Here is a 20,869-nt window from a genome sequence, read left to right as displayed (position 1 = left end):
GATGGTTTGTTGTTCTTGGAGTTGTTTTTTGCGGTTGCCCTGCCTACCACCTCCCCGCGTTTCCGGTTTGTTTTTATAAATCACATGGCCTTGGGTAACAATTGTAACAGGCGGGGCTACCTTGCGGGTGAGGGCCGGTCGCCAGGACTCGCCGCTGGAGACCAGCTGGTTGTAGATGCTCAGCGCGCCCGCCGGAATCAGCAGGTAGGTGATGAATTTGAGGATCTTGTCGATGCCCGAGCGCAGTTCGGAGTGCACCAGGGTGAACTTGCTGGCCTCCTCGGCCAGCTTCGCCGCGTAGGCGTCCTTGCCGACCTTGGTCGCGCGGTAGGCGCCCGAGCCCGACACCACGAAGCTGCCCGACATCACCGGGGCGCCGACACCCTTGTCGATCGGGTCGGCCTCACCGGTGAGCAGCGACTCGTCGATCTCCAGCGCGGCCGACTCCTCGACCTCGCCGTCGACGACGATCTGGTCGCCGGGGCCGAGCTCGATCAGGTCGTCGAGCACCACCTCGCCGGGCGAAACCTGCGCGGCGACGCCGTCGCGGCGCACCGTGGGCTTGGCCTGGCTGACGATGGCGAGCTGGTCCAGGGTCCGTTTGGCTCTGATCTCCTGGATGATGCCGACCGCGCTGTTGGCCACGATGAGCAGGCCGAACATGCCGTCGATCAGCGAGCCGGTGGACAACACCAGCAGGAAGAGCACGCCGAGGATGGCGTTGATGCGGGTGAAGACGTTGGCCCGGACGATGTCGCGGACCGAGCGGCTGGCTCTGGCGGGGACATCGTTGGTGCGCCCGTCACGGCGTCGTTCCTCGACCTGTGCCGCGGTCAACCCGGTCGCCGCGGGCTCCTGCACGGAAATGGACATGCTCGTCAGGCTACGTCAGTCGTAACATGGGATGAATGCAGCGCAGCCCCTCTCCGCCCGGTGTCGTCTTCGGGACCGGCGCGTACCTGATCTGGGGCATGTTCCCCGCGTTCTTCGGGTTGCTGGCCTTCGCCTCGGCCGCCGAAGTCGTGGCCCAGCGCATCATCTGGACGCTGGTGGTCGTGCTGATCGTGCTCGCGGTGGCCGGGCGGCTGCGGGAGATGCGCGGGATCGACGCGCGGACCTGGCGGCTCGCGGCGGCCGCGTCGGCGGCGATCGCGATCAACTGGGGCACGTATGTGTACGGCGTGAATTCCGGGCATGTCGTGGAGTGCGCGCTGGGGTATTTCATCAACCCGCTCGTCACGGTGGCGTTCGGCGTGGTGCTGTTCCGGGAGCGGCTCACCAGGGCCCAGTGGGCGGCCTTGGGGCTCGGCGCGCTCGCGGTGGTCGTGCTGACCGTCGACTACGGGCGACCGCCCGTGATCGCCCTGGTGCTGGCCTGTTCCTTTGCCACCTACGGCCTGGTCAAGAAGGTGATCCGGCTCGACGCCCTGCGCGGCATCGCGGCCGAGGGCATCGTCGCTTTCCCGTTCGCCCTGGCCTTCCTGATCGTGCTGATGGCCACCGGCCGCAGCGAGTTCACCTCCACCCCGGCGCATTTCGGCCTGATGCTCGCGACCGGCCCGGTCACGCTGATCCCGCTGCTGCTGTTCGCGGTGGCCGCCCAGCGCGTGCCACTGTCCACCATGGGCATCCTGCAGTACCTCACTCCCGCCCTCCAGATGGCCTGGGGCGTGGCCGTCATGCACGAACCCATGCCCGCCTCCCGCTGGGCGGGCTTCGCCCTCATCTGGGCCGCCCTGGCGGTCTTCACCACCGACGCCCTACGCCGCGGCCGCAAGGCCCGCCGCGACAAGTCGCCCGCGGAACCGGTCGGCGAAGTCACCACCCACTGAGACGGTCGAGCCCGGCGGACCCGCGGCCTGCGCCGACACGATGGGCGCGCCGGGGCGAAGCTGGGTGTGTCGGACAAGCCGACCGGTAGGCTCGGTCGGCTGGATGGTCGGGAGCGGCGCCCGGGAGGGGTGGTTCGGTTGGTCGGTTCGGGGTTCTCGGATCGGGTGGCGGGGGTGCTCGTCGGTGGGGCCGCCGGTGACGCGCTGGGGGCGGGGTACGAGTTCACGAAACCCGGGCCTGCGACCGTGATCGACATGATCGGTGGCGGGGTGTTCGACTGGGCGCCGGGTGAGTGGACCGACGACACCTCGATGGCGCTGGCCATCGTGCTGGCGGCGGTCAACGGGCCGGGGATCGACCTGGACGCGGTCGCCCACGGCTTCGTCGCCTGGTTCGACTCGGATCCGCCGGACATCGGCAATCAAACCCGGCGGGTGTTGTCGGCGCGGCCGTCCTCCGCGCTGGACATGCGGGCCATCGCGATGTCGCTGACCGGGCGGACCGGCGGCAACGGGTCGCTGATGCGGACCGCGCCGGTGGCGCTGGCCTATCTCGACGACGCCGCCGAGTGCGTCGCGGCGGCCGAACGGATCGGCATGCTCACCCATCACGACGAGCAGGCCGTCGAAGCCTGCAAACTGTGGACCTACGCCGTGCGCCACGCCGTGCTGCATGCCGACTTCGGCGGGGTGCGCGAATACCTCACCGGCTCAGCGCATGCGGCGTACTGGACCGAGCGCCTCGACGAGGCCGAACGCGGCACTCCCGACGATTTCCCGAACAACGGCTGGGTCGTGCACGCCCTGCAGACCGCCTGGTGGGCCATCAGCACCACCGACCAGTCCACCCCCGAGCACCTGCCCCGCGCCCTGGAAGCCTGCGTGCGCGCGGGCAACGACACCGACACCACAGCCGCCATCGCCGGTGGCCTGCTCGGCGCGCGCTGGGGCGCGTCGGCCGTCCCGCCGCGCTGGCGCGCCATGCTCCACGGCTATCCCGGACTCACCGGCGCCGACCTGCCCGACCTGGCGCAACGTATCGCCGCCCACTCCCACTGAGCGACGGCCGACCCGACGAGGTCGGTCGGGATCGACTACCAGGCGGTGATGATCGGGCCCGGAGTCCATGTCCCCCAGCGGTTGTCGGACGACACGGTGGGCTGCGCCGGGACGGCCGTGTTGTCCAGCGGCAGGTACTGCTCGAGCGAACCCCAGTCGCGGTCCCAGTCGTTGTTCAGGTAGGTCGGCAGGGTGCGGGCGGTGAACAGCAGCTGGGTCCAGCCGAGCGGGCCGCCGCCGTCGTGCCCCTGCCACAGGTTGGTGATGGTGGCACCGTTGCGGTCGGGCAGGATGCGGTACTCGGGCAGGGCCGAGATGCCGTTGTAGGTGGGCAGGTGGTTCTGGCACGGGAAGTGCAGTCCCACCGCCCAATCCAGCAGCACGGGGGTATCGCTGCCGACGACGGCGTTCAGCGTGGTCAGCTTCGGCACGCGCGGCGGGGTGACGGCGAGCCACTGATCGGGGCCGAGATCCCGGTCCCGCGCGACCAGCCGCACGACGCCCGCGTCGGCGGGCACCTGATCGAGCGGGACGCGCAGGTTGCGCCACATCGGCGCGGGGCCGATGTCGATCGGCGCCACCTGTCCGGCCGGCGTGACCGAGCCGTCGGGTCCGGCGGTGCCGTACTCGACGGTCAATTCCTGGCCGGGGTGCACGATGCCGTCGGCGTCGACCGAGCGGATCCGGCCCGCCACCGCCACCGTCAGCAGCGGTCCGCGCGGCCCGTCGGGCAGGCGGAACCAGCCGCTGGTGAGCGCCGCGGGCTCCTGCGCGCCGGAGCGGTAGCTGCCGAGGACCGGGGTGGTCGCGGGATCGAGGCCGAACGGGAGCGCGAGAGAACCCTGCCGGGACTCCGAGCCCGCCGAGGTGGAGGCGTCGCGCAGCTTGTCGGGATCGTCGGAGACCGAATTGGCCTGTCCCGTGGTCGATTCCACCTCGTCGGAGGTGAGGACCGGGGCCACGCCGTCGGGCCGGAACCCGGTGGCGTCGGTGCCTGCCAGTGCCGTCGTCACGTCACCGGTCAGGGGGACGAGCATGGACGCGTTCGGGTCGGTCTCGACGAGGACCTCGTCGGCCATTCCGCACCCGCCGTTGAAGGCGGACTGGAAGTTCGAGTTCGCCAGCGAGTACGCCGGGTGCTGTGCCACGGTCGCCTTCGCGAACGAGGCCACCTCGAACAGCACCATCATGGCGGCCACGACGGCGAGCACGGGCACCCGGGTGAGCCGGCCCGCCGTGGCCGACGGGTTCGGGTGGATGTGGAACCAGGCCGCGATCGCCAGGCACACCACCGTGAGTCCGGCGAACAGCGTCGAGACCCCGAATCCGGCGACGGTCGGCGGCTTGTCCCACCACGGGATACCCCAGGACGACGCGTACCAGTAGCCGTTGGCGCCGACCCAGGTCATCGCCAGTGCGAAGAACACCGCGGCCGCGAACAGCGCCCGGTTGCGCAGCGGGCGCAGCACCGCCGGGCTCACCGCCACCGCGGTCACCGCCGCGACGCAGGTGCCCAGCCCGGCGAACACCCCGAACTGGTGGGTCCACTTGGTGGGCGAGAACATCATCAGCACCATGGCGGCGAGGGTGATCCCGAGCAGCCTGCGCGTCGGACCGACCGCGGTGCCCGGGATGTGACCGCCGCGCCGCAGCATGGTCGCCGCGCAGACGATCAGGCCGAGCAGCATGACGAACACCCCGAAGCGGCGGGTCAGCCAGCCGTCGGCGTTGATCTGCAGCAGGTACTGGTAGCGCAGGAACTCGAAGAACCAGGATTCGCCCGGCCCGATCTTGCCGTGCACCTCGAACATCTCGCGCACGCCGGCCAGGGTCCGGTCGGCGAACACCACCGTCAGCACCACGGTGCCCGCGGCCAGGATCGGCAGCAACTGCGCGAGGTAGCCGACCGACTTCGCCCGCCGCACGATGACCGCCGTGACCGTACGGGCGCCGGCGACCAGCGCGCCGAGGCAGATCAGGCCCGACGGCGCACCCGTGAGGGTGAACGCGGCCACGATCACCGCGACCGCGAAGGGCAGCAGCCTGCGGGTCGCGATGGCCCGTTCCACCGAGACCCAGGTGACCAGCACCCCCAGCGCGACAACGAATTCCGCGCGCAGGCCGTTGTTGTAGGGGAGCCAGAAGGCGAGGAACACCAGGGCCGCGGTCCAGGTGGCGACCCGCTGGCGGCGCACGGCCGTACCCAGCCGCGGCAGCACCTCGCGGCTGATCAGCCACCAGGTGAGCAGCCCGGCGCCGAGCGCGGGCAGCCGGACCACCGGGCTCGCGGTGGACAGGTGGGTGAGCCAGCCGATGATGTCGGTGTAGGGCGTGTAGAACGGGCCCTCGTCGACGCTGAACCAGCGGTAGTAGTTCGACATGTTGCCGGAACTGCGCGCGCCCCTGGCCATGCCGAGGATGTAGCCGTCATCGGAGGTGTTGGCGCCGATGAAGTGCCACACGGTGAGCACCGCGAACACCAGCCAGTCCACCGGGCGCAGCCGCCACCAGCGCTGCGGCAGGAACCGGCGGGCCGAGCGGCCGTCGAGCGCGTCGAGACGGTGCAGCGCGAACAGCGACAGCGCCGTGGCCAGCAGGCACAGCACGATCGCGGCGAGCTTGATCCAGGTGGGCGAGGTGATGTAGCGGGAATCGGCGACCACGTCCACGGCGAGGCCGGTGGGCGGCGCGCCGGTGAGTTCGCTGAAGACGCCGACGACCTGGGGCCGCAGATCGGTGGCCACGGTTGCGCCCGCGGCGCCGAGTCCGGTCGCGGTGACCGCCGCTTCGCGCGGGGTGATCGAGGCCGAGATCGCGCAGTCGGCGCCGAGCACGTCGGCCAGCGGCGCGGTCCACAGCAGCGTCGACCGGGACACCACGTCGACGCGACCTGGCCGCTCGTCGGTGTCGGCGACGACCTTGACCACGAAGCCGTACTTCTCGCGATCGGCCGACTGATACGGGATCGTCGACACCGCGACGCCGCCGGTCGCGGCCAGCGAGCTCAGCGCGGCGCACGGCACGGTCGCGGTGAGTTCGGCGGGGGCGTAGGCCACCAGCGGCGACTCGATCGCGGTGAGGGTGCCGCGCTGCGGCCACGACACCGTGGCGGTGTCGACCCGCACGGGCAGGAACGGGATGGCGACCGCGCTCAGGACGCCGATGAGGGCGGCGACGATCGCGACGAGCCGCGCCCCTGCGCCGATACGATCCCGTCGCGCGGGCTCCGAAGCATCCTCGGTCGGATGTCCCGGCCGCACGATCGTCTCAACCACGGGGCCCGATAGTAGCCGCGCGGCGGACCGGTCGCGAAAATGCCCGAAGCCCCGGCCACGACGGGTGTCGGGCCGGGGCTTCGCGGGTTCGGTCAGGCGCAGGCGACCGACTGCTGACCCAGATTGGTCAACATCGTGCAGGCCCACGACTTCTGGACCTTCCACTTGCCCTCTTCGGCCACGAACGGCACATCCACCACATTGGTCTGACCGTTGATGGTGAAGTTGGCCTTCGCGTTCACACTGTCACCGAACGAGGTCACCTCGGTGACCTGCACCTGGGCCCCGGCCTGCTGCGCGGCCACCGCGAGCCGGTTCGGCAACTCGGGATCGGCCTCACCACCCTGCACGAAATCCAGCTTCTGCTCATTGGGCACCGACGGATCCAACGCGGTCGTGAGCTGCTGATTCAGCTCTTCGACGGTCGGCACCGGGGGCAGATTCGTGGCGGCCGTGGTGCTGGCGACCTTGCTGGTGGTCGGCTTGGCGGCGGGCTTGTCGCCCTTGTCGTCGCTGCACGCGCTCAGTCCGAGGGCGGCGACCACGGCCAGGCCGGCGATCGCGACACGTCCGGTCGTACGAAGCTTCAACTGCTCGTCCTTTGCGTTCGAGGTGGGAGTTCCATCGCGGTAGTCGAGGCTACTACTCACGCGAGGCTGTCGAGGGGGTCGGCCCGGGTGAGGTCCGGGTCGTCGGCTGGAAAGGTACGCGCCGGGCCGGGGCCTGTCGAGCGGGTCTCGAAGCGGACGGTCACCACGCCGTAGCCCGCGCCCTGCACCCAGCCGTGGCCGAACTCGGGGTGGCGGACGTCCATGCCGGGAGACCAGTGTCCGACCGGGGCGTCGCGGGGCTGGGCGGGCTCCTCGGCGGGGGGCGCGGTGTCCTCGATCGTCGAGTCCGCGGGCAGCGCCTGGTCGAGTTCGGGGAACAGGGATTCCTGCCGGACCAGCGACAGGCCGCCGTAGCCGACGCCGACCAGGCGGATCGGTCCGAGTTCGGCGGGATCGATGGCGGAGCGCTGCGCGGCGGCGGCGAGCGTGGTGAGGTCGGCCGTGGCGTACGGCAGGGTGAACGACCTGGTCACGATGCTCATATCGGACTTCTTGAGCTTGAGCACCACGGTGCGCGCCGCCCGGCCGTCGCGGTCGAGGCGGCGATGGGCGGCGGCGGCCATCGCGGCGACGGCGCTGCGCAACTCGGGCAGGGTGACGATGTCGCGCTCGTAGGTGTTCTCGGCACTGATCTGTTTGGCCTCGGCGCGCTCGGTGACCGGCCGGTCGTCGACGCCGCGGGCGAGGCGGTGCAGCGCGGCGCCGATACTGCCGCCCAGGATCGAGGCCGCCTCGGTTTCCGGCAGCGCCGCGAACGCGCCGACCGTCTCGATGCCGAGCCCGCGCAATCTGCTCTCCGCGACCGGCCCGATCCCCCACAGTTTGCGTACCGGCAGACCGGCCAGCAGTTCGCCCTGCTCGGCCGGTGAGATCACCCGCATCCCATCGGGTTTGGCCAGGCCGGACCCGATCTTGGCGAGTTGCTTCCCGGTGCCTGCGCCGATCGAGGCGGTGAGTCCGGTGCGCTCGCGCACGAGGGCGCGCAGCATCGCGCAGTACTCCTGCACGTCGGCGACGGTGGCGCCCGCCAGTTCGGCGGGTTCGGCGAACGCCTCGTCGAACGACAGCGTCTCCAGGACCGGGATGCGCCCGCGCAGCGTGTCGAACACCTGCCCGCTCAACAGCGAGTACACCGCGCCGCGCGGCGGCACCACCACCGCCGACACTCCGATCAGCCGCCTGGCCTGGTGCATGGGCATCGCGGAGCGCGCCCCGTACACCCTGGCCTCGTAACTGGCGCCGGCCACCACCCCGCGCTGCCCCGCGCCGCCGACCAGCACCGGCCGTCCGCGCAGCGTCGGCCGGGTGAGCTGTTCGACCGAGGCGAAGAACGCGTCCATGTCGATGTGCAGCACCCAGCGACGCGCCGTGACCGCGGCATCGGGCCTGGCCGGGGCGCCCGCGGTGGAGGCGTCGGTGCTCACGCCCGCAATCTACGCCGCGCCGCCGACAGGTTTCCCAGCCCACTGACAGCGGTGCCACAGCGACAACCCCGTCCGGTGTGTGATGATCGGAGAATGAAGATCCGCAAGGCTGTCATTCCCGCTGCGGGCATCGGCTCCCGACTGCTCCCGCTGACGAAGGCGACGCCGAAGGAGATGCTCCCGGTCGGCGACAAGCCGGTCATCGAGCACACCGTCCGTGAGCTGGTCTCCTCCGGTATCACCGACATCACCATCGTGGTGAGCGGCGGCAAGTCGCTGATCCAGGATCACTTCCGCCCGAACCCGGCACTGGTCGCGCAGCTGCGCGCCGACGGCAAGTCCGCCTTCGCCGACGCGGTGGAGGAGGTCGGCGAGCTCTCCGCCGCCGGGCACATCACCTACCTCGACCAGCACGGGCCCTACGGCAACGGCACGCCCGTGCTCAACGCCGCCCGCCACCTGGGCGACGAGCCGATGCTGGTGCTGTGGCCCGACGACGTGTTCGTCGCCGAGGTGCCGCGGGCCCAGCAGCTCATCACCGCCTACGAGTCCACCGGCTGCCCGGTGCTGGCCCTGCTCCCGATGGAGCCGGGCGAGTCGCAGCGCTACGGCGTCCCGGTCGTCCGCGAGGACCTCGACGACGGGCTGCTGCGCATCTCCGGCCTGATGGAGAAGCCCAAGCCCGAGGACGCCCCGTCGGCGTTCGCGGCGATCGGCGGGTACGTGGTGACCCCGGGCATCATCGAGGAACTGCAGGTCCAGACCGACAAGTGGTACACCCACCAGAACGGCGAGGTGTACCTGACCGACGCGATCAACAGCTACGCCGCCAACCACGCGGTGTACGGCCAGGTGATCCAGGGCCGCTGGTACGACACCGGCAACCCAGCCGACTACCTGGTGGCCCAGTTCGCCTCGGCCCTGGCCCATCCCGAGTACGGACCGCTGTTGCGTCAGCTCGTCGACTGAGTCGTCAGAACCGGCGGATGGTGAAGATGTCGAATTCGCGCAGGGGATGCAGGCCGACCGGAACGCCCGCCGCGTGGGCATCGAGGATCTGGCCCATCCCCGCGTAGATACCGACGTGGGAGCCGTCGCCGTTGAGGATGACGACGTCGCCGGGCGCGAGCCCGCGGAACGTCACCGGCATGCCGACCTTCGCCTGCTCCCAGGTGGTGCGCGGCAGGGTCACGCCGACCTGCCGGAAGGCCCACTGGACCAGGGCCGAGCAGTCCCACGAGTGCGGGCCCGTCGCGCCCCATTCGTAGGGTTTGCCGATCTGGGTCGCGGCCGCGGTGAGCGCCCCGATGCCGGTGGCGCTGGGCAGTGGGATACCGCCCGAGCCACTCGAACTGCCCGAGGCGGAGCCGGAATCGCCCGAACCCGAGGCACTGCCGGTCTGGGACCAGGCGGGTCCGGCGAGGACGAGGGTGGTGGCGAGGGAGGCGACGAAGCCGAAGGCCAACCGTCGCAGAACTTTCCGTCTCATGCGCGCGCCCTTCCTCACGGCCGGACCGGTGGGCCCGGCTGGTCGGTTATCGGGTGGCATCGGCACCGCTGACGGCCGGCGCCACCCCGGGTGCAGCGCCGCGCCCCGAGCGGTCACCGAAGGCACGGCGCTGTTTCCACAGGACAATCGTCACAAGCAGTTACTGTCGCCTCAGCGGGTTCCATGCGCATCAGCAGTAACACCTCGATTGTGCGCGAAGATCACGTCGCTGTCTCGAAGATTCAGCAAATTGTCAGCATCGTTACCTTCGGTCAGCTCCGGCGCGACAAAGGGGCGGAGCCGAAAGTCGGCTCCGCCCCTCGATTGTCGCTGTCAGGCCTTGACGACGACCGCTTTCACCCCGCCCGTGAGTTCGGCCGCGTCGGTGCCCGCGGTGCCGAAATCGAGGGTGGTGGCGAGGATTTCACCGGCGATCAGCTCGCGGTGGGTCTGCGCCCAGGCCAGCCGCTCGGCAGGCACCTCCAGGGTGACGGTGATCCGGTCCGACACCTCGAGGCCCCGCGCCTTGCGCGTCTCCTGCAGGTCGCGGATGAGGTCACGGGCCCAGCCCTCGGCCTCCAATTCCTCGGTGACCACCGAATTCAGCACCACCAGACCGGCATTGCCGGGCAGGGCGGCGGTGGACTCGGGTTCGGCGGCGACCAGGCGCTGGGTGTACTCCTCGGGCAGCAGGGTGATCCCGGCGGCGGTGACGACACCGTCGGCCGATTCCGACCACTCCCCCGCCTTGACGGCCTTGATCACCGTCTGCACGTCCTTGCCCAGGCGCGGACCGGCGGCCCGCGCGTTCACGGCCAGCTCGAACCGCCCGTGCGCGTCGACGTCGGTGGTCAGGTCGACCTTCTTGACGTTGACCTCGTCGGCGATCAGCGCGGTGAACGGCGCCAGCCGCTCGGCGTCGCCCGCCGCGATGGTCACCTCGGCCAGCGGCAGCCGCACCCGCAGGTTCTTGGCCTTGCGCAGGCTCAGCACGGTGGAACACACCACGCGCACCTCGTCCATCGCGGCGACCAGCTCGGGATCGTGCGGCAGCTCGGTCTCGGCGGGCCAATCGGTCAGGTGCACCGAGCGCTCGCCGGTGAGCCCCCGCCAGATGACCTCGCTGATCAGCGGCAGCAGCGGCGCCGCGAGGCGGGTGACCACCTCGAGCACCGTGTGCAGGGTGTCCACCGCGTCGCGGTCCTCGGACCAGAACCGCGAACGCGACCGGCGCACATACCAATTGGTGAGCGCGTCGGCGAAGGAGCGCAGCTCGTCGCAGGCGCCGGCGATGTCGTAGGTCTCGAGCGCCTCGGTGATCACGTCCCGGGTGGCCGCCAGCTTGGCCAGGATGTAGCGGTCGAGCACATTCGGCGAATCCGTGCGCCACACACCGGGCTTCGAGGCGTAGAGCTGCAGGAAGGTCCACGCGTTCCACAGCGGGCGCAACGCGTGGCTGACACCCTCGCGGATGCCGCGCTCGGTGACGATGAGGTTGCCGCCACGCAGGATCGGCGAGCTCATCAGGAACCAGCGCATCGCGTCGGAACCGTCGCGGTCGAAGACCTCGTTGACGTCGGGGTAGTTGCCCTTCGACTTCGACATCTTCAGGCCGTCGTCACCGAGCACGATGCCGTGCGCGGCAACGGTTTTGAACGACGGCGAGTCGAACAGCGCGGTGGAGAGCACGTGCAGGGTGTAGAACCAGCCGCGCGTCTGCCCGTTGTACTCGACGATGAAATCGCCGGGGAAATGGCTGTCGAACCAGTCCTTGTTCTCGAACGGGTAGTGCACCTGGGCGAAGGGCATCGAGCCCGACTCGAACCAGCAGTCGAGCACCTCGGGGACCCGGCGCATGGTCGACTTCCCGGTCGGGTCGTCGGGATTGGGCCGGGTGAGGTTGTCGATGCCGGGGCGGTGCAGGTCCTCGAGGCGCACGCCGAAGTCGCGCTCGAGCTCGTCGAGCGAGCCGTAGACGTCCGTGCGCGGGTAGGCCGGGTCGTCGGAGACCCAGACCGGGATCGGACTGCCCCAGTAGCGATTACGGCTGATGTTCCAGTCGCGCGCGCCCTCGAGCCACTTACCGAACTGGCCGTCGCGGATGTGCTCGGGCACCCAGGTGATCTGTTTGTTCAGCTCGACCATGCGGTCGCGGAACTGGGTGACGGCGACGAACCAGGACGGCACGGCCATGTAGATCAGCGGCTGCCCGGAGCGCCAGCTGTGCGGGTAGGAGTGCTCGATCGTCTCGTGCCGCAACAGCTTTCCGGCGGCCTTGAGGTCCTTGATGATCACCGGATTGGCGTCGAAGACCATCAGGCCCTCGTACGGCGGCACCATCGAGGTGAACTTGCCCGCCGGGTCCAGCGGCTGCACGATCTCGATGCCGTTGGCCGAGGCCACGTCCATGTCCTCCTCACCGAAAGCCGGTGCGAGGTGGACGATGCCGGTGCCGGAATCGGTGGTGACGTAGTCGGCGGTGAGCACGCGGTGCGCGTTCGGGTGGCCGAGGAAGAAGTCGAACGGCGGGGCGTAGGACAGGCCGGCCAGGGCCGCGCCGTCGTACTCGCCGAGCACCGTCGGCTCCTCGCCGAACTCGCGCGCATAGTGCGAAACCCGTTCGGCGGCCAGCACATAGCGCTTGCCGTCGGCGGCCTGGACGTGCACGTAGCGCACGTCGGGGTGCACGGCGATCGCCAGGTTGGACGGCAGGGTCCACGGAGTGGTGGTCCAGATCAGGGCGTTGGCGCCGTCGAGGGCGGCCAGCGGGTGCTCGGCGGGCACGGCCAGCACCATGTCGACGGTCACCGCCGGGTCCTGGCGCATCTTGTACGCGTCGTCGAGACGGGTCTCCTGGTTCGACAGCGGCGTCTGCTCGTACCAGCTGTAGGGCAGCACGCGGAAGCCCTGGTAGATCAGGCCCTTGTCGTAGAGGGTCTTGAAGGCCCACATCACCGACTCCATGAAGTCGAGATCGAGGGTCTTGTAGTCGTTGTCGAAGTCGACCCAGCGCGCCTGGCGGGTGACGTAGTCGCGCCACTCACCGGTGTAGCGCAGCACCGAGGACTTGCAGGCGGCGTTGAACTCGGCCAGCCCCATCGCGTCGATCTGCGACTTGTCGGTGATGCCGAGCTGCTTCTCGGCCTCGATCTCGGCGGGCAGGCCGTGGGTGTCCCAGCCGAAGCGCCGGTCGACCTTCTTGCCGCGCATGGTCTGGAAGCGCGGGATCAGGTCCTTGACGTAGCCGGTGAGCAGGTGGCCGTAGTGCGGCAGGCCGTTGGCGAAGGGCGGACCGTCGTAGAAGACGAACTCACCCGCGCCGTCACGGTTGTCGATGCTGGCACGGAACGTATCGTCGCGGCCCCAGTAGTCGAGGACCTGCTGTTCGAGTTCCGGGAACGACGCGCCGGAACCCGCGCCGAAGTCGACCCGGGGGTATGCACCGGTGGTTGTCTCGTCCGCCATCGCGGATTCACTCCTCGTGCCGCCGCGCCGTGGGCGCGAATCCTGGGCACGGGGACGATGTCGACGCCGGTGCGCCGGACCGCGGTACCACCCCGCTTGCCCGTGCCGTCCCGATCGGAGCGGTACGGGCCTCTCGTTGTGAGCTGTGACGGGCTCACCCGTTCGGTTCTACTGAGCGCCTGCGCGCCGTTCTTCCGAAGGCTCCCCGGTGATGGCCGGATCAGTGCCGTGTATCTGTCGATTCTAGCGGGGACCGTCGAGTGATTATTCCGCGGTCAGTCCCGTCGGACGTGACGCCCCGGCCGGACCTCGTCGTTCTCGGGTTTCCGCGCGGCCAGCGCGCTGACCAGCAGGGTGGCGGCGCCGATCACACAGACCAGGATGCACCCCCAAGCCCAGAGCACCGAACCGGTGGCGAGTGCCGCGACGAGCAGTCCGAATCCGATTGCCGCGAGGACGAGCGTCAAGACGAGCATGCTGACTCCCAAGAAACCCGAGCAGCCCGACGAAAGCTGGGCGTTCCCGGATCCCGCGGGGTGCCGCGCGATCCGGGTCCAGTTTACTTGCCGCCCTTGGCGAAGGAGGCCGGAGCCAAGCTGTTGGCGGAGCCGTTGGTCTCGCCGGCGAACTCGCCGCCGTCGACCGGCACGGCCGACCCGCGGTTCTCCAGCTCCTCCAGCTGCGACTCCAGGTACGACTTCAGCCGCACGCGGTACTCGCGCTCGAAGGTCTTGAGCTGCTCGATGCGGCTCTCCAGGACGGTGCGCTGCTGGGTGATGGTGGCCATGATCTCGGCGTGCTGACGCTCGGCGTCGGCGGTGAGGGCCTCGGCCTTGTCCTTGGCCTGGCGCAGCTGGGTGTCGGAGCGGTTCTGCGCGTCGGCCAGCATCGCGTCGGACTTCTGGCGCGCGTCGGCGATCATCGCCTCCGAGCGGGTGCGGGCGTCGCCGACCAGTCGCTCGGAGTTTGCCCGCGCGTTCGACAGCAGACCCTCGGCCTCGGTCTTGGCGTCGGTGGTGAGCCGATCGGCCATCTCCTGAGCCAGCGTGAGGACCTTGGCGGCCTGCATGTTCGCGTCGGGGCCGGAGTTGTCCCGGACCGGCGCGGCGACCGGCATCGGCGCGGGCGGCGCGGCGGGCACCGGCGGCGCGATCGGTTCAGGTGCCGGTGGTGGCGCCTGTTGAACCGGCGCCTTCACGGCGTTGACCGGGGCGGATCCGCGGTTCTTCTTGGCATCGGCCAGCTCGGTGTCGAGCTCGGCGACCCGCTGACGCAGGTCGGCGTTCTCCTCGATCAGGCGCGAAAGCTCCTGCTCGACGAGATCCAGGAAGGCGTCGACCTCGTCCTCGTTGTAGCCGCGCTTCCCGATCGGCGGTTTGCTGAACGCGACGTTATGCACATCGGCAGGAGTCAGCGGCATCGAAGGATCCCTTCACGCGTCTTTTGGAGAACTAGCAAGCGGTCTTCTCGATTCAGTATGTCACACGGAGGTCACGGGCTGCCCGAGCCTACCCACGATGGACATCAGGATGAAGACCACGAAGAGCAGGACCATTATCGACAGATCGAGCCGAATACCCCCGAGATTCACAGGAGGTATCAACCGCCTCAGGAGTTTCACCGGCGGGTCGGTGATCGTGAAGATGACCTCCAAGATGATCACCACCACACCGGTCGGGCGCCAATCACGCGCGAAACTGCGAATGAACTCGACGATCACCCGGCTGATCAGCAACAGCCAGAAGATGAAAAGCACCAGGTACAGAACCGCGAACAGGGCCACGGCTTCACTCTGCCGCAAAATCGGCGGCGTGCAAAATGGCCGCGCCGCGCGATGCGCGGGCGGCCATCATCAGCGGACGGAAGTTGTGGCTATTTCTGGTTGTAGAAGCCGTTTTCGGCGATGCGGCGGCGTTCTTCCGCCGATACGTCGACATCGGCGGGTGAGAGCAGGAACACCTTCGTCGCCACCTTGTCGAACGAACCACGCAGGGCGAATGCGAGACCCGCCGCGAAATCCACCAGTCGCTTCGCGTCGGCGTTGCTCAGGTCGACCAGGTCCATGATGACCGGGTTGCCCTCGCGGAAACGCTCACCGATGATCCTGGCCTCGCTGTAGTCGCGCGGACGCAGCGTGGTGATCTTGGACAAGGGGCCTCCGTCCTCGAAGATCCCCGGCCGACGCGCCGCCGCGGGCTCGGGTCGCATGCGCTCCTCCAACCTGCGCTCCTCGGCGTCGGGATCGACCGCGAGCGCGCCGCGCGTGGAGCCGCGCATCCCCGGGGCGATTCCGCCGGCCCGGAACGAACGACCCGAGGAGGGCGCCGTCTCGATCCTGGTCGGGCGGCGGGGCGCCTCGTAGCGCTCGTCGGCGTAGGTGTCGGCGACGTAGTCGTCGCGACGTGCCTGGTAGGCCGACTTGTAGGCCGGCTGCGGGTAGTCGTCGGGCTCGTCCTCGAAACGGTCTGCGCCGTAACGGTCTTCGGCGTAGCGGTCGTAGCTGCGCGGGCGAGGGCGGCCGAGGCGCTCATCGGCGCCGCGAGGGGCGTGATCGTCGACGTAATCGTCTTCGTACTCGTCGAGCGGAACCATGCCGAAGTACGCCTTGAACTTGTGCAGCGTGCTCATGATGGACCTTCCTTCGGCCCCGGTGGCGGCCGGGTGTTGAAGTTCTTGCTCAGCGCCTCTTCGGCCCAATCGTATGTGTCGAATGTGACTGATGAGGTTTCTTTGCTACGCCGAGGTTATCGGTCGGGCGCCCATCAACGCGGTTCCGACACGCACACAAGTCGAACCATGTTCGACCGCGACTTCCAAATCACCCGACATACCTGCAGAAAGTTCGGTCGCCTCGGCGTGTTGCGCGAGCAGCGAAGTGTGCAAAGTCGCAAGATTCGCAAACGACGCATCACTGGCGGCGTCAAGGGGCGGAATCGCCATCAGACCGGCCAGATGCAGCCCGGGAGCCTTCGCCACGAGGTCGGCCAGCGCGGGGAGATCGGCGGGTGCGACACCCCCACGCCCCGGGTTGGCGTCGAGGCTCACCTGCAGCAGCACCCGCAGCGGCGCGGTACGCTCGCCGGCTGCGAGTGCGTCCTGCGCGGCCCGGTCCAGCGCGTTTGCCAGTCGTTCGCTGTCGACCGAGTGCACGGTGTGTGCCCAGCGCGCCACCGCGCGGGCCTTGTTCCGCTGCAGGCGACCGATCATGTGCCATTCGACGTCGTCGTAGGCGAGCTCGGCGACCTTGGCCGAGGCCTCCTGCTCGCGCGACTCACCGAACGCGCGGCGGCCCAGGCGGTACAGGATGTCGACATCGGCGGCGGGGAAGAACTTCGTCACCGGGAGCAGCCGGACCGAACCGGCCGGTCGGCCCGCCGCGGCCACGGCGGCATCGATGCGGGCGAGCAGGCCGTCGAGCCGGGCCGAGAGTTCCGCTTCGCGGGTGTCGGAGCCGGTGGTGGTCATGCGTGCGCCGAATCCATCCAGATCACGCTCCCGATCCGGCCGGTCGGGCCGCCGCGGCGATGGCTGAACAGGGTCTTGTCCTCGATGGTGCAGCGCGGGTCGAGGGCGATGCCGCCGACCCCGGCCTCGGTGAGCTGCCTGCTGATCCCGGCACGCAGGTCCAGGCCCGGGGTCTTGCGGACCGTCGTGGTGGCGCTGCCGGGCAGGTGGGCCTCCACGTCGGCGCGCATCGCGGCGGGCACCTCGTACTGGCGGCCCGACGCGGCGGGGCCGAGGAAGGCGCCGATCCGCTCCATCCTGGCGCCGACCGAGACCATCGCCTCCAACACCAGCGGGACGATGCCGATCCGGGCGCCGATGCGGCCCGCGTGCACCGCGGCGATCACGCCCGCCTCGTCGTCGGAGAGCAGCAGCGGAACGCAGTCGGCGGTGAGGACGACGAGCGCGAGATCCGGCACCGTGGTGACCAGCGCGTCGGTCACCGGGACCGGTTCGGCGCGCGGTCCGTCGACGATCTCGACATTGCGCCCGTGCACCTGCTCCATCCACACCAGGCGATCGGGAGTGAGTCCGATGCCCTCGGCCAGGCGAACTCGATTGCGGCGCACGGCTTCCGGATCGTCGCCGACGTGATCACCCAGATTGAACGAGTCGTACGGGGCGGCGGAGAAGCCGCCGGCGCGGGTCGTTGTCACCCGGCGGACGGTCACGGTCGGCGGTGCGGAAGTCATGGGATCGAGGGTAGTGCGCACCGGCGGGTGCTGGTCGCGCGCACGCGGTGACATCGATCAACTCCGCAGGTTACCGGGAGGTCGCACCGCACCTCCTACCGCGCTCGGCGGGACCGTGCGCCCGGACAGCTCAGCCAACGGCACGGCGGCTCAGCGGGAGGTGACCTCGGCGACGGCTCCGGCATGGCGAGAACCAAACCCGGCAACGGCCCGGGTGCGGCGAGAACCGGCCTGGCAACGGCCCGGAAGTGGGCGGCGATTCGCGTCGTCCACGTGGGGTCAGGCCGGGGTGCTGTCGAGTTCGTCGAGTCTGCGGGCGATTCCGGCGCGGCCGGTGAGACCGAGCTTGCGCAGGACGCGGCTCAGGTGGTCCTCGACGGTGCGGGGGCTCAGGTACAGCAGTGCGGCGATGTCCTTGTTGGTGTGGCCGCGCGCGGCCAGATCGGCGACCTCGCGTTCGCGCCGGGTCAGCATGTCGGCGCCGCCGACGGGGCGACTTCCCGCCAGCCTGCGCTGCGCGCTCGTGGTCTCGGCCACGAGGCGGTGCGCGCCCGCGGCGGCGAATACCGCACGCGCCGTAGCGAATCGACTCGTGGCCACGCCGAAATCGCCGCGGCGACCCGCGACGATCCCGGCGAACAGCTCCGCCTGGGCGGCGTTGACGACCATTCCGGCGCGGGTGAACGCCGCGATCGCCACCCCGGCGGCCCGCTCCGCGCCGACGAGGTCACCGGTGGCCGCGGCGTACTCGGCCCTGGCCAAGGCGACGGCACCGACCTGACTGCCCCGGAAGAGTCCGGCACTGTCGCCGCCGCACACTTCCTCCGCGCGGGTGACCAGGGTGGCGGCGGTGGGGAGGTCGCCGGTGGCCAGGGCGGCCTGGGTGGCGCGGGCCAGGTGGGTGGGGTGGAGGGGGCCGGGGCGTTGGTCGAGGGGCGTGGTGTCGGGGACGGGGAGGTGCAGGGCGCGGGCGGTTTCGGTGAGGGTGGTGTCGACGACCTGGCGCCACCAGCGCATCGCGGGGCGCGTGAGCGCGGCGACCGTGTGCCACTGGGCGGCCACCTGGTCCGCCGGTGCGGTGAGCTGGAGGGTGCGGAGTTTGATCGCGCCGGCGAAGGCGAGCAGGTCCGGGTAGTGGAAGGTGGTGGCCGCCGCGGTGGCGTCGTCGGCGGCGGCGATCGCGTCGTCGAGGCGGCCGAGTTTGGCCAGCGAATAGGCGCGGACGGTGTGCAGTTCGGCGATCGCGTACGTGCGGCCGTAGCGGCGGCTCACCCGGATCGCGCGCTCGAGGTGGACCAGGCCCGCCACGTCGTGGTCCAGGAAGTAGGCGCACCAGCCGAAGGCCGGGACCGCGTGCACGACCTCGCGGAAGCCGGTGTCGTCCAGTGCGCTGAGGGCCCGGTCGCACAGCGGGTAGAGCTGTTCGGCCTCGTTCAGCCGGCCGTCGGCGATGAAGCCGATCGCGCGCAGGGCGGTGGCGGCGGCCCGCACGGCCGGATCCTCGATCGCGGCGGAACCGAACAGCGCGTCCAGGCGCGCCTGCCCGTCCGCGTCCTGGTGGTCCTGCATCTCCAGGATGGCCAGTTCCAGCTGGACCGGGCCGTCGCCCACCCGGCGCGGCAGGTCGGCCGCGCGGGCCAACAGCGATCGGGCCCGGTCGACCCGGCCGAGCATGCGGGCGCAGCGCGCCGCGAGCAGCAGGGCTTCCAGTTGGTGCGGTCCCGGTGTCGCGATGGCCGCGTCGAGGGTCTCGCCCGCGCCGACGGCGGCGCCGGACAGCAACTGCGCACGGCCCAGTGCGACCGCGTCGGCGAGCGGGTCGACGGTCGACGGCGCGATCCGCTGGGCGATCGCGAGCCAGCGGGCGCTGGCGGCGGGCGTATCCGCGATGACCTGGGCGGCAGCCTGCCGCAGTTCGGCGCCCGCCACCTCGTCGGGGCCGAGCATGGCGTGCTCGAGTTGCCCGGCGCGGGCGGGCATCGGTGCGTCGCGGGCGCGCAGGGCCTGGGCGGCGCGACGGTGCGCCATCGTCCGCCAGCCGGGCCCGGCCGAACGGTAGGCGGCGGTGCGGACCAGCGGGTGGACGAAGGCCACCGTGTCCCCGCCCGGCACGATCACCCCGCGTCGGACCAGCCCGTCGAGCGCGTCGGCCACGACCTGTTCGGGGAGACCCGCCGTCGCACCCAGCAGTTCGAGATCGGGCGGCACGCCGCACACCGCCGCCGCCTGGGCCACGGTCCGCTCGGTCTCGGGCAGGTGGGCCAGCTCCGCCCGGATCGTGCGGTCCAGCACCGCGTAGTCGTGCGAGGGATCGGGGTTCTCGCCCCGCAGCGTGCGCTCGAGTTCGGGATCGGGCAGCGCGGCCAGCAGCGACAGGTACAGGGGATTGCCGTGCGAGGCGCACAACAACCTGGCCCGGCGCGCCGGGGTCTCCTCGGGCAACAACCCGTGGACGTCGGCCGCGGTGAACGGTGGAATCCGCAGGTGGGCCGAACGCACGTGCGAGGCCCGGAGCAGCCGGGCGATCATCGGCGGACAGGCGCCGTCCCGATAGGCCAGCACCAACCGGAACCCACCCTTCGGCCGATTCCGGATCACGAACGCCAGCACCCGCAACGATTCCGGATCCGCCCAGTGCACGTCGTCGACCACGAGCAAGGTCCGCACCGCCCCGAGCCCGCCACGCACCCGCCGCGCGAAACCCACATCGGACACCACCTCCGCCCCCGATCCGCCTTCACCCGACAGCGTCCCCGCGCCGACGAATCCCCCGATTGCGCCACGCACACAGCCACCATCCGGCCCCGGCTCCCCCGCCGACGCCACCTCCACCGCCGAGCTCACCTCGTCCTCGCGCCGGTCGGCGGTCCACGCTCCATCCGCTACTGCCGCTGCCTCGCCGGGCAATCTGCCTGTGCCGGCACCGAGAACCGCCGATCCACCCCGCACGATCGGCACACCGTCCCACGCACCCGAGTCGACCTGACCCGTCCCGCGCACCCGCGACGCGGCGGCGGCATCGCCCGCGGTGGTCGCGGAGTCGCCGAGTTGTTCGGCGATGTCGTCGGCCAGGTAGCGCGGCTGGGGCTGGGCGTCCTCGGTGCCGGTGACCAGGAGGACGCGACAGGGGGCGGTGTCGGCGAAATGGGCGATCAGGCGGGACTTGCCGATTCCGGCCGGGCCCTCGACCAGCAGCAGCCAGGGGGCCTCCGGCGTGGCGAAGGTCGCGGTGAGGGCGGCGAGTTCGGCGGCGCGGCCGACGAAGGCGCGTTCGATCATCGTTGACACCCTTCGCACACCGGATCCGCCGGGTCACAGCGTAACCCGGACCACTGTCCAGTAAATCCCGTGGTTTCCCGGATGCTCGCCGGTCGGGCGTGGGGTTGGGTGGGCGAGGCCGATCACCGCCGAAGGGTCCGCGGTGAGGTACTTCAGAAAGTAGGTTCGCATGACGTTCACCGGCAAGGGAATGGTTTCGCGGTTCGCGATCGCCCTGCTCGCGGTCGCGGCACTCGGCG

General features: G+C 70.3%; 16 protein-coding genes and 1 pseudogene. 3 read left to right on the top strand and 14 right to left on the bottom strand.

Translation table 11 applies throughout. The annotated features are described in order from the left end of the window. A pseudogene (locus QH270_RS21080) lies at nucleotides 1-873 on the bottom strand (cation-translocating P-type ATPase); the annotation flags it as partial. A 35-nt stretch (nucleotides 874-908) separates the two neighbouring features. Between QH270_RS21080 and rarD the strand changes: the two are divergent. Further along, nucleotides 909-1,832: an EamA family transporter RarD gene (gene rarD / locus QH270_RS21075; RefSeq protein WP_280345178.1), complete on the top strand. Its 924-nt coding sequence runs from the start codon at nucleotides 909-911 to the stop codon at nucleotides 1,830-1,832. Nucleotides 1,833-1,961: 129 nt separating this feature from the next. After that, entirely contained in the window at nucleotides 1,962-2,891 is a 930-nt protein-coding gene (locus QH270_RS21070) for an ADP-ribosylglycohydrolase family protein (protein ID WP_280345176.1), read from the top strand. A 35-nt stretch (nucleotides 2,892-2,926) separates the two neighbouring features. On the opposite strand, the gene QH270_RS21065 is transcribed toward QH270_RS21070, so the two are convergent. The 3 genes from QH270_RS21065 to QH270_RS21055 form a co-directional block, all read right to left on the bottom strand. After that, nucleotides 2,927-6,166: an arabinosyltransferase domain-containing protein gene (locus QH270_RS21065; protein ID WP_280345172.1), complete on the bottom strand. Its 3,240-nt coding sequence runs from the start codon at nucleotides 6,164-6,166 to the stop codon at nucleotides 2,927-2,929. Between the two features lie 92 nt (nucleotides 6,167-6,258). Then, nucleotides 6,259-6,756, bottom strand: a complete 498-nt coding sequence (locus tag QH270_RS21060) for a hypothetical protein (protein ID WP_280345170.1) — start codon at nucleotides 6,754-6,756, stop codon at nucleotides 6,259-6,261. Nucleotides 6,757-6,812: 56 nt separating this feature from the next. Beyond that, nucleotides 6,813-8,117, bottom strand: a complete 1,305-nt coding sequence (locus QH270_RS21055; protein WP_432420396.1) for a DNA polymerase IV — start codon at nucleotides 8,115-8,117, stop codon at nucleotides 6,813-6,815. A gap of 177 nt (nucleotides 8,118-8,294) precedes the next feature. Here QH270_RS21055 and QH270_RS21050 point away from each other — a divergent pair, with 177 nt between their 5' ends. Next, nucleotides 8,295-9,170 carry a UTP--glucose-1-phosphate uridylyltransferase gene (locus tag QH270_RS21050; RefSeq protein ID WP_280345166.1) on the top strand — a complete coding sequence of 292 codons (876 nt, stop codon included), beginning with the start codon at nucleotides 8,295-8,297 and terminating at the stop codon, nucleotides 9,168-9,170. Between the two features lie 4 nt (nucleotides 9,171-9,174). On the opposite strand, the gene QH270_RS21045 is transcribed toward QH270_RS21050, so the two are convergent. From QH270_RS21045 to QH270_RS21000, 10 genes are all read right to left on the bottom strand, one after another. Beyond that, nucleotides 9,175-9,690 carry a C40 family peptidase gene (locus QH270_RS21045; protein WP_280345164.1) on the bottom strand — a complete coding sequence of 172 codons (516 nt, stop codon included), beginning with the start codon at nucleotides 9,688-9,690 and terminating at the stop codon, nucleotides 9,175-9,177. A 333-nt stretch (nucleotides 9,691-10,023) separates the two neighbouring features. Continuing rightward, nucleotides 10,024-13,155: an isoleucine--tRNA ligase gene (gene ileS / locus QH270_RS21040; RefSeq protein WP_280345162.1), complete on the bottom strand. Its 3,132-nt coding sequence runs from the start codon at nucleotides 13,153-13,155 to the stop codon at nucleotides 10,024-10,026. 275 nt (nucleotides 13,156-13,430) lie between these two features. After that, nucleotides 13,431-13,631: a hypothetical protein gene (locus QH270_RS21035; protein WP_110040755.1), complete on the bottom strand. Its 201-nt coding sequence runs from the start codon at nucleotides 13,629-13,631 to the stop codon at nucleotides 13,431-13,433. Between the two features lie 83 nt (nucleotides 13,632-13,714). Next, nucleotides 13,715-14,575: a DivIVA-like cell division protein Wag31 gene (gene wag31 / locus QH270_RS21030; RefSeq protein ID WP_232997783.1), complete on the bottom strand. Its 861-nt coding sequence runs from the start codon at nucleotides 14,573-14,575 to the stop codon at nucleotides 13,715-13,717. 60 nt (nucleotides 14,576-14,635) lie between these two features. Continuing rightward, nucleotides 14,636-14,938, bottom strand: coding sequence for a YggT family protein (locus QH270_RS21025; RefSeq protein ID WP_110040757.1), 303 nt, complete (start codon nucleotides 14,936-14,938; stop codon nucleotides 14,636-14,638). An 89-nt stretch (nucleotides 14,939-15,027) separates the two neighbouring features. Continuing rightward, nucleotides 15,028-15,783 (bottom strand): cell division protein SepF, encoded by a 756-nt coding sequence (locus tag QH270_RS21020; protein ID WP_280345160.1) that lies wholly within the window; start codon nucleotides 15,781-15,783, stop codon nucleotides 15,028-15,030. A 105-nt stretch (nucleotides 15,784-15,888) separates the two neighbouring features. Further along, nucleotides 15,889-16,620, bottom strand: a complete 732-nt coding sequence (locus tag QH270_RS21015) for a YggS family pyridoxal phosphate-dependent enzyme (protein ID WP_280345157.1) — start codon at nucleotides 16,618-16,620, stop codon at nucleotides 15,889-15,891. Then, entirely contained in the window at nucleotides 16,617-17,351 is a 735-nt protein-coding gene (gene pgeF / locus QH270_RS21010; protein ID WP_280345154.1) for a peptidoglycan editing factor PgeF, read from the bottom strand. The genes QH270_RS21015 and pgeF overlap by 4 nt, the downstream gene beginning before the upstream one ends. Before the next feature lie 279 nt (nucleotides 17,352-17,630). Beyond that, on the bottom strand, nucleotides 17,631-20,630 hold the full coding sequence (locus tag QH270_RS21005) for a LuxR C-terminal-related transcriptional regulator (protein ID WP_280345151.1): 3,000 nt from the start codon (nucleotides 20,628-20,630) through the stop codon (nucleotides 17,631-17,633). Between the two features lie 33 nt (nucleotides 20,631-20,663). Then, the coding region (locus QH270_RS21000) for a hypothetical protein (protein WP_280345149.1) at nucleotides 20,664-20,869 on the bottom strand (206 nt) is incomplete at its 5' end.

This window comes from Nocardia neocaledoniensis, from assembly GCF_029868625.1.
GTDB lineage: Bacteria > Actinomycetota > Actinomycetes > Mycobacteriales > Mycobacteriaceae > Nocardia > Nocardia neocaledoniensis_A.
Note: the sequence above shows the minus strand (reverse complement) of the source record. Positions and strands in the feature narration are given on the sequence as shown.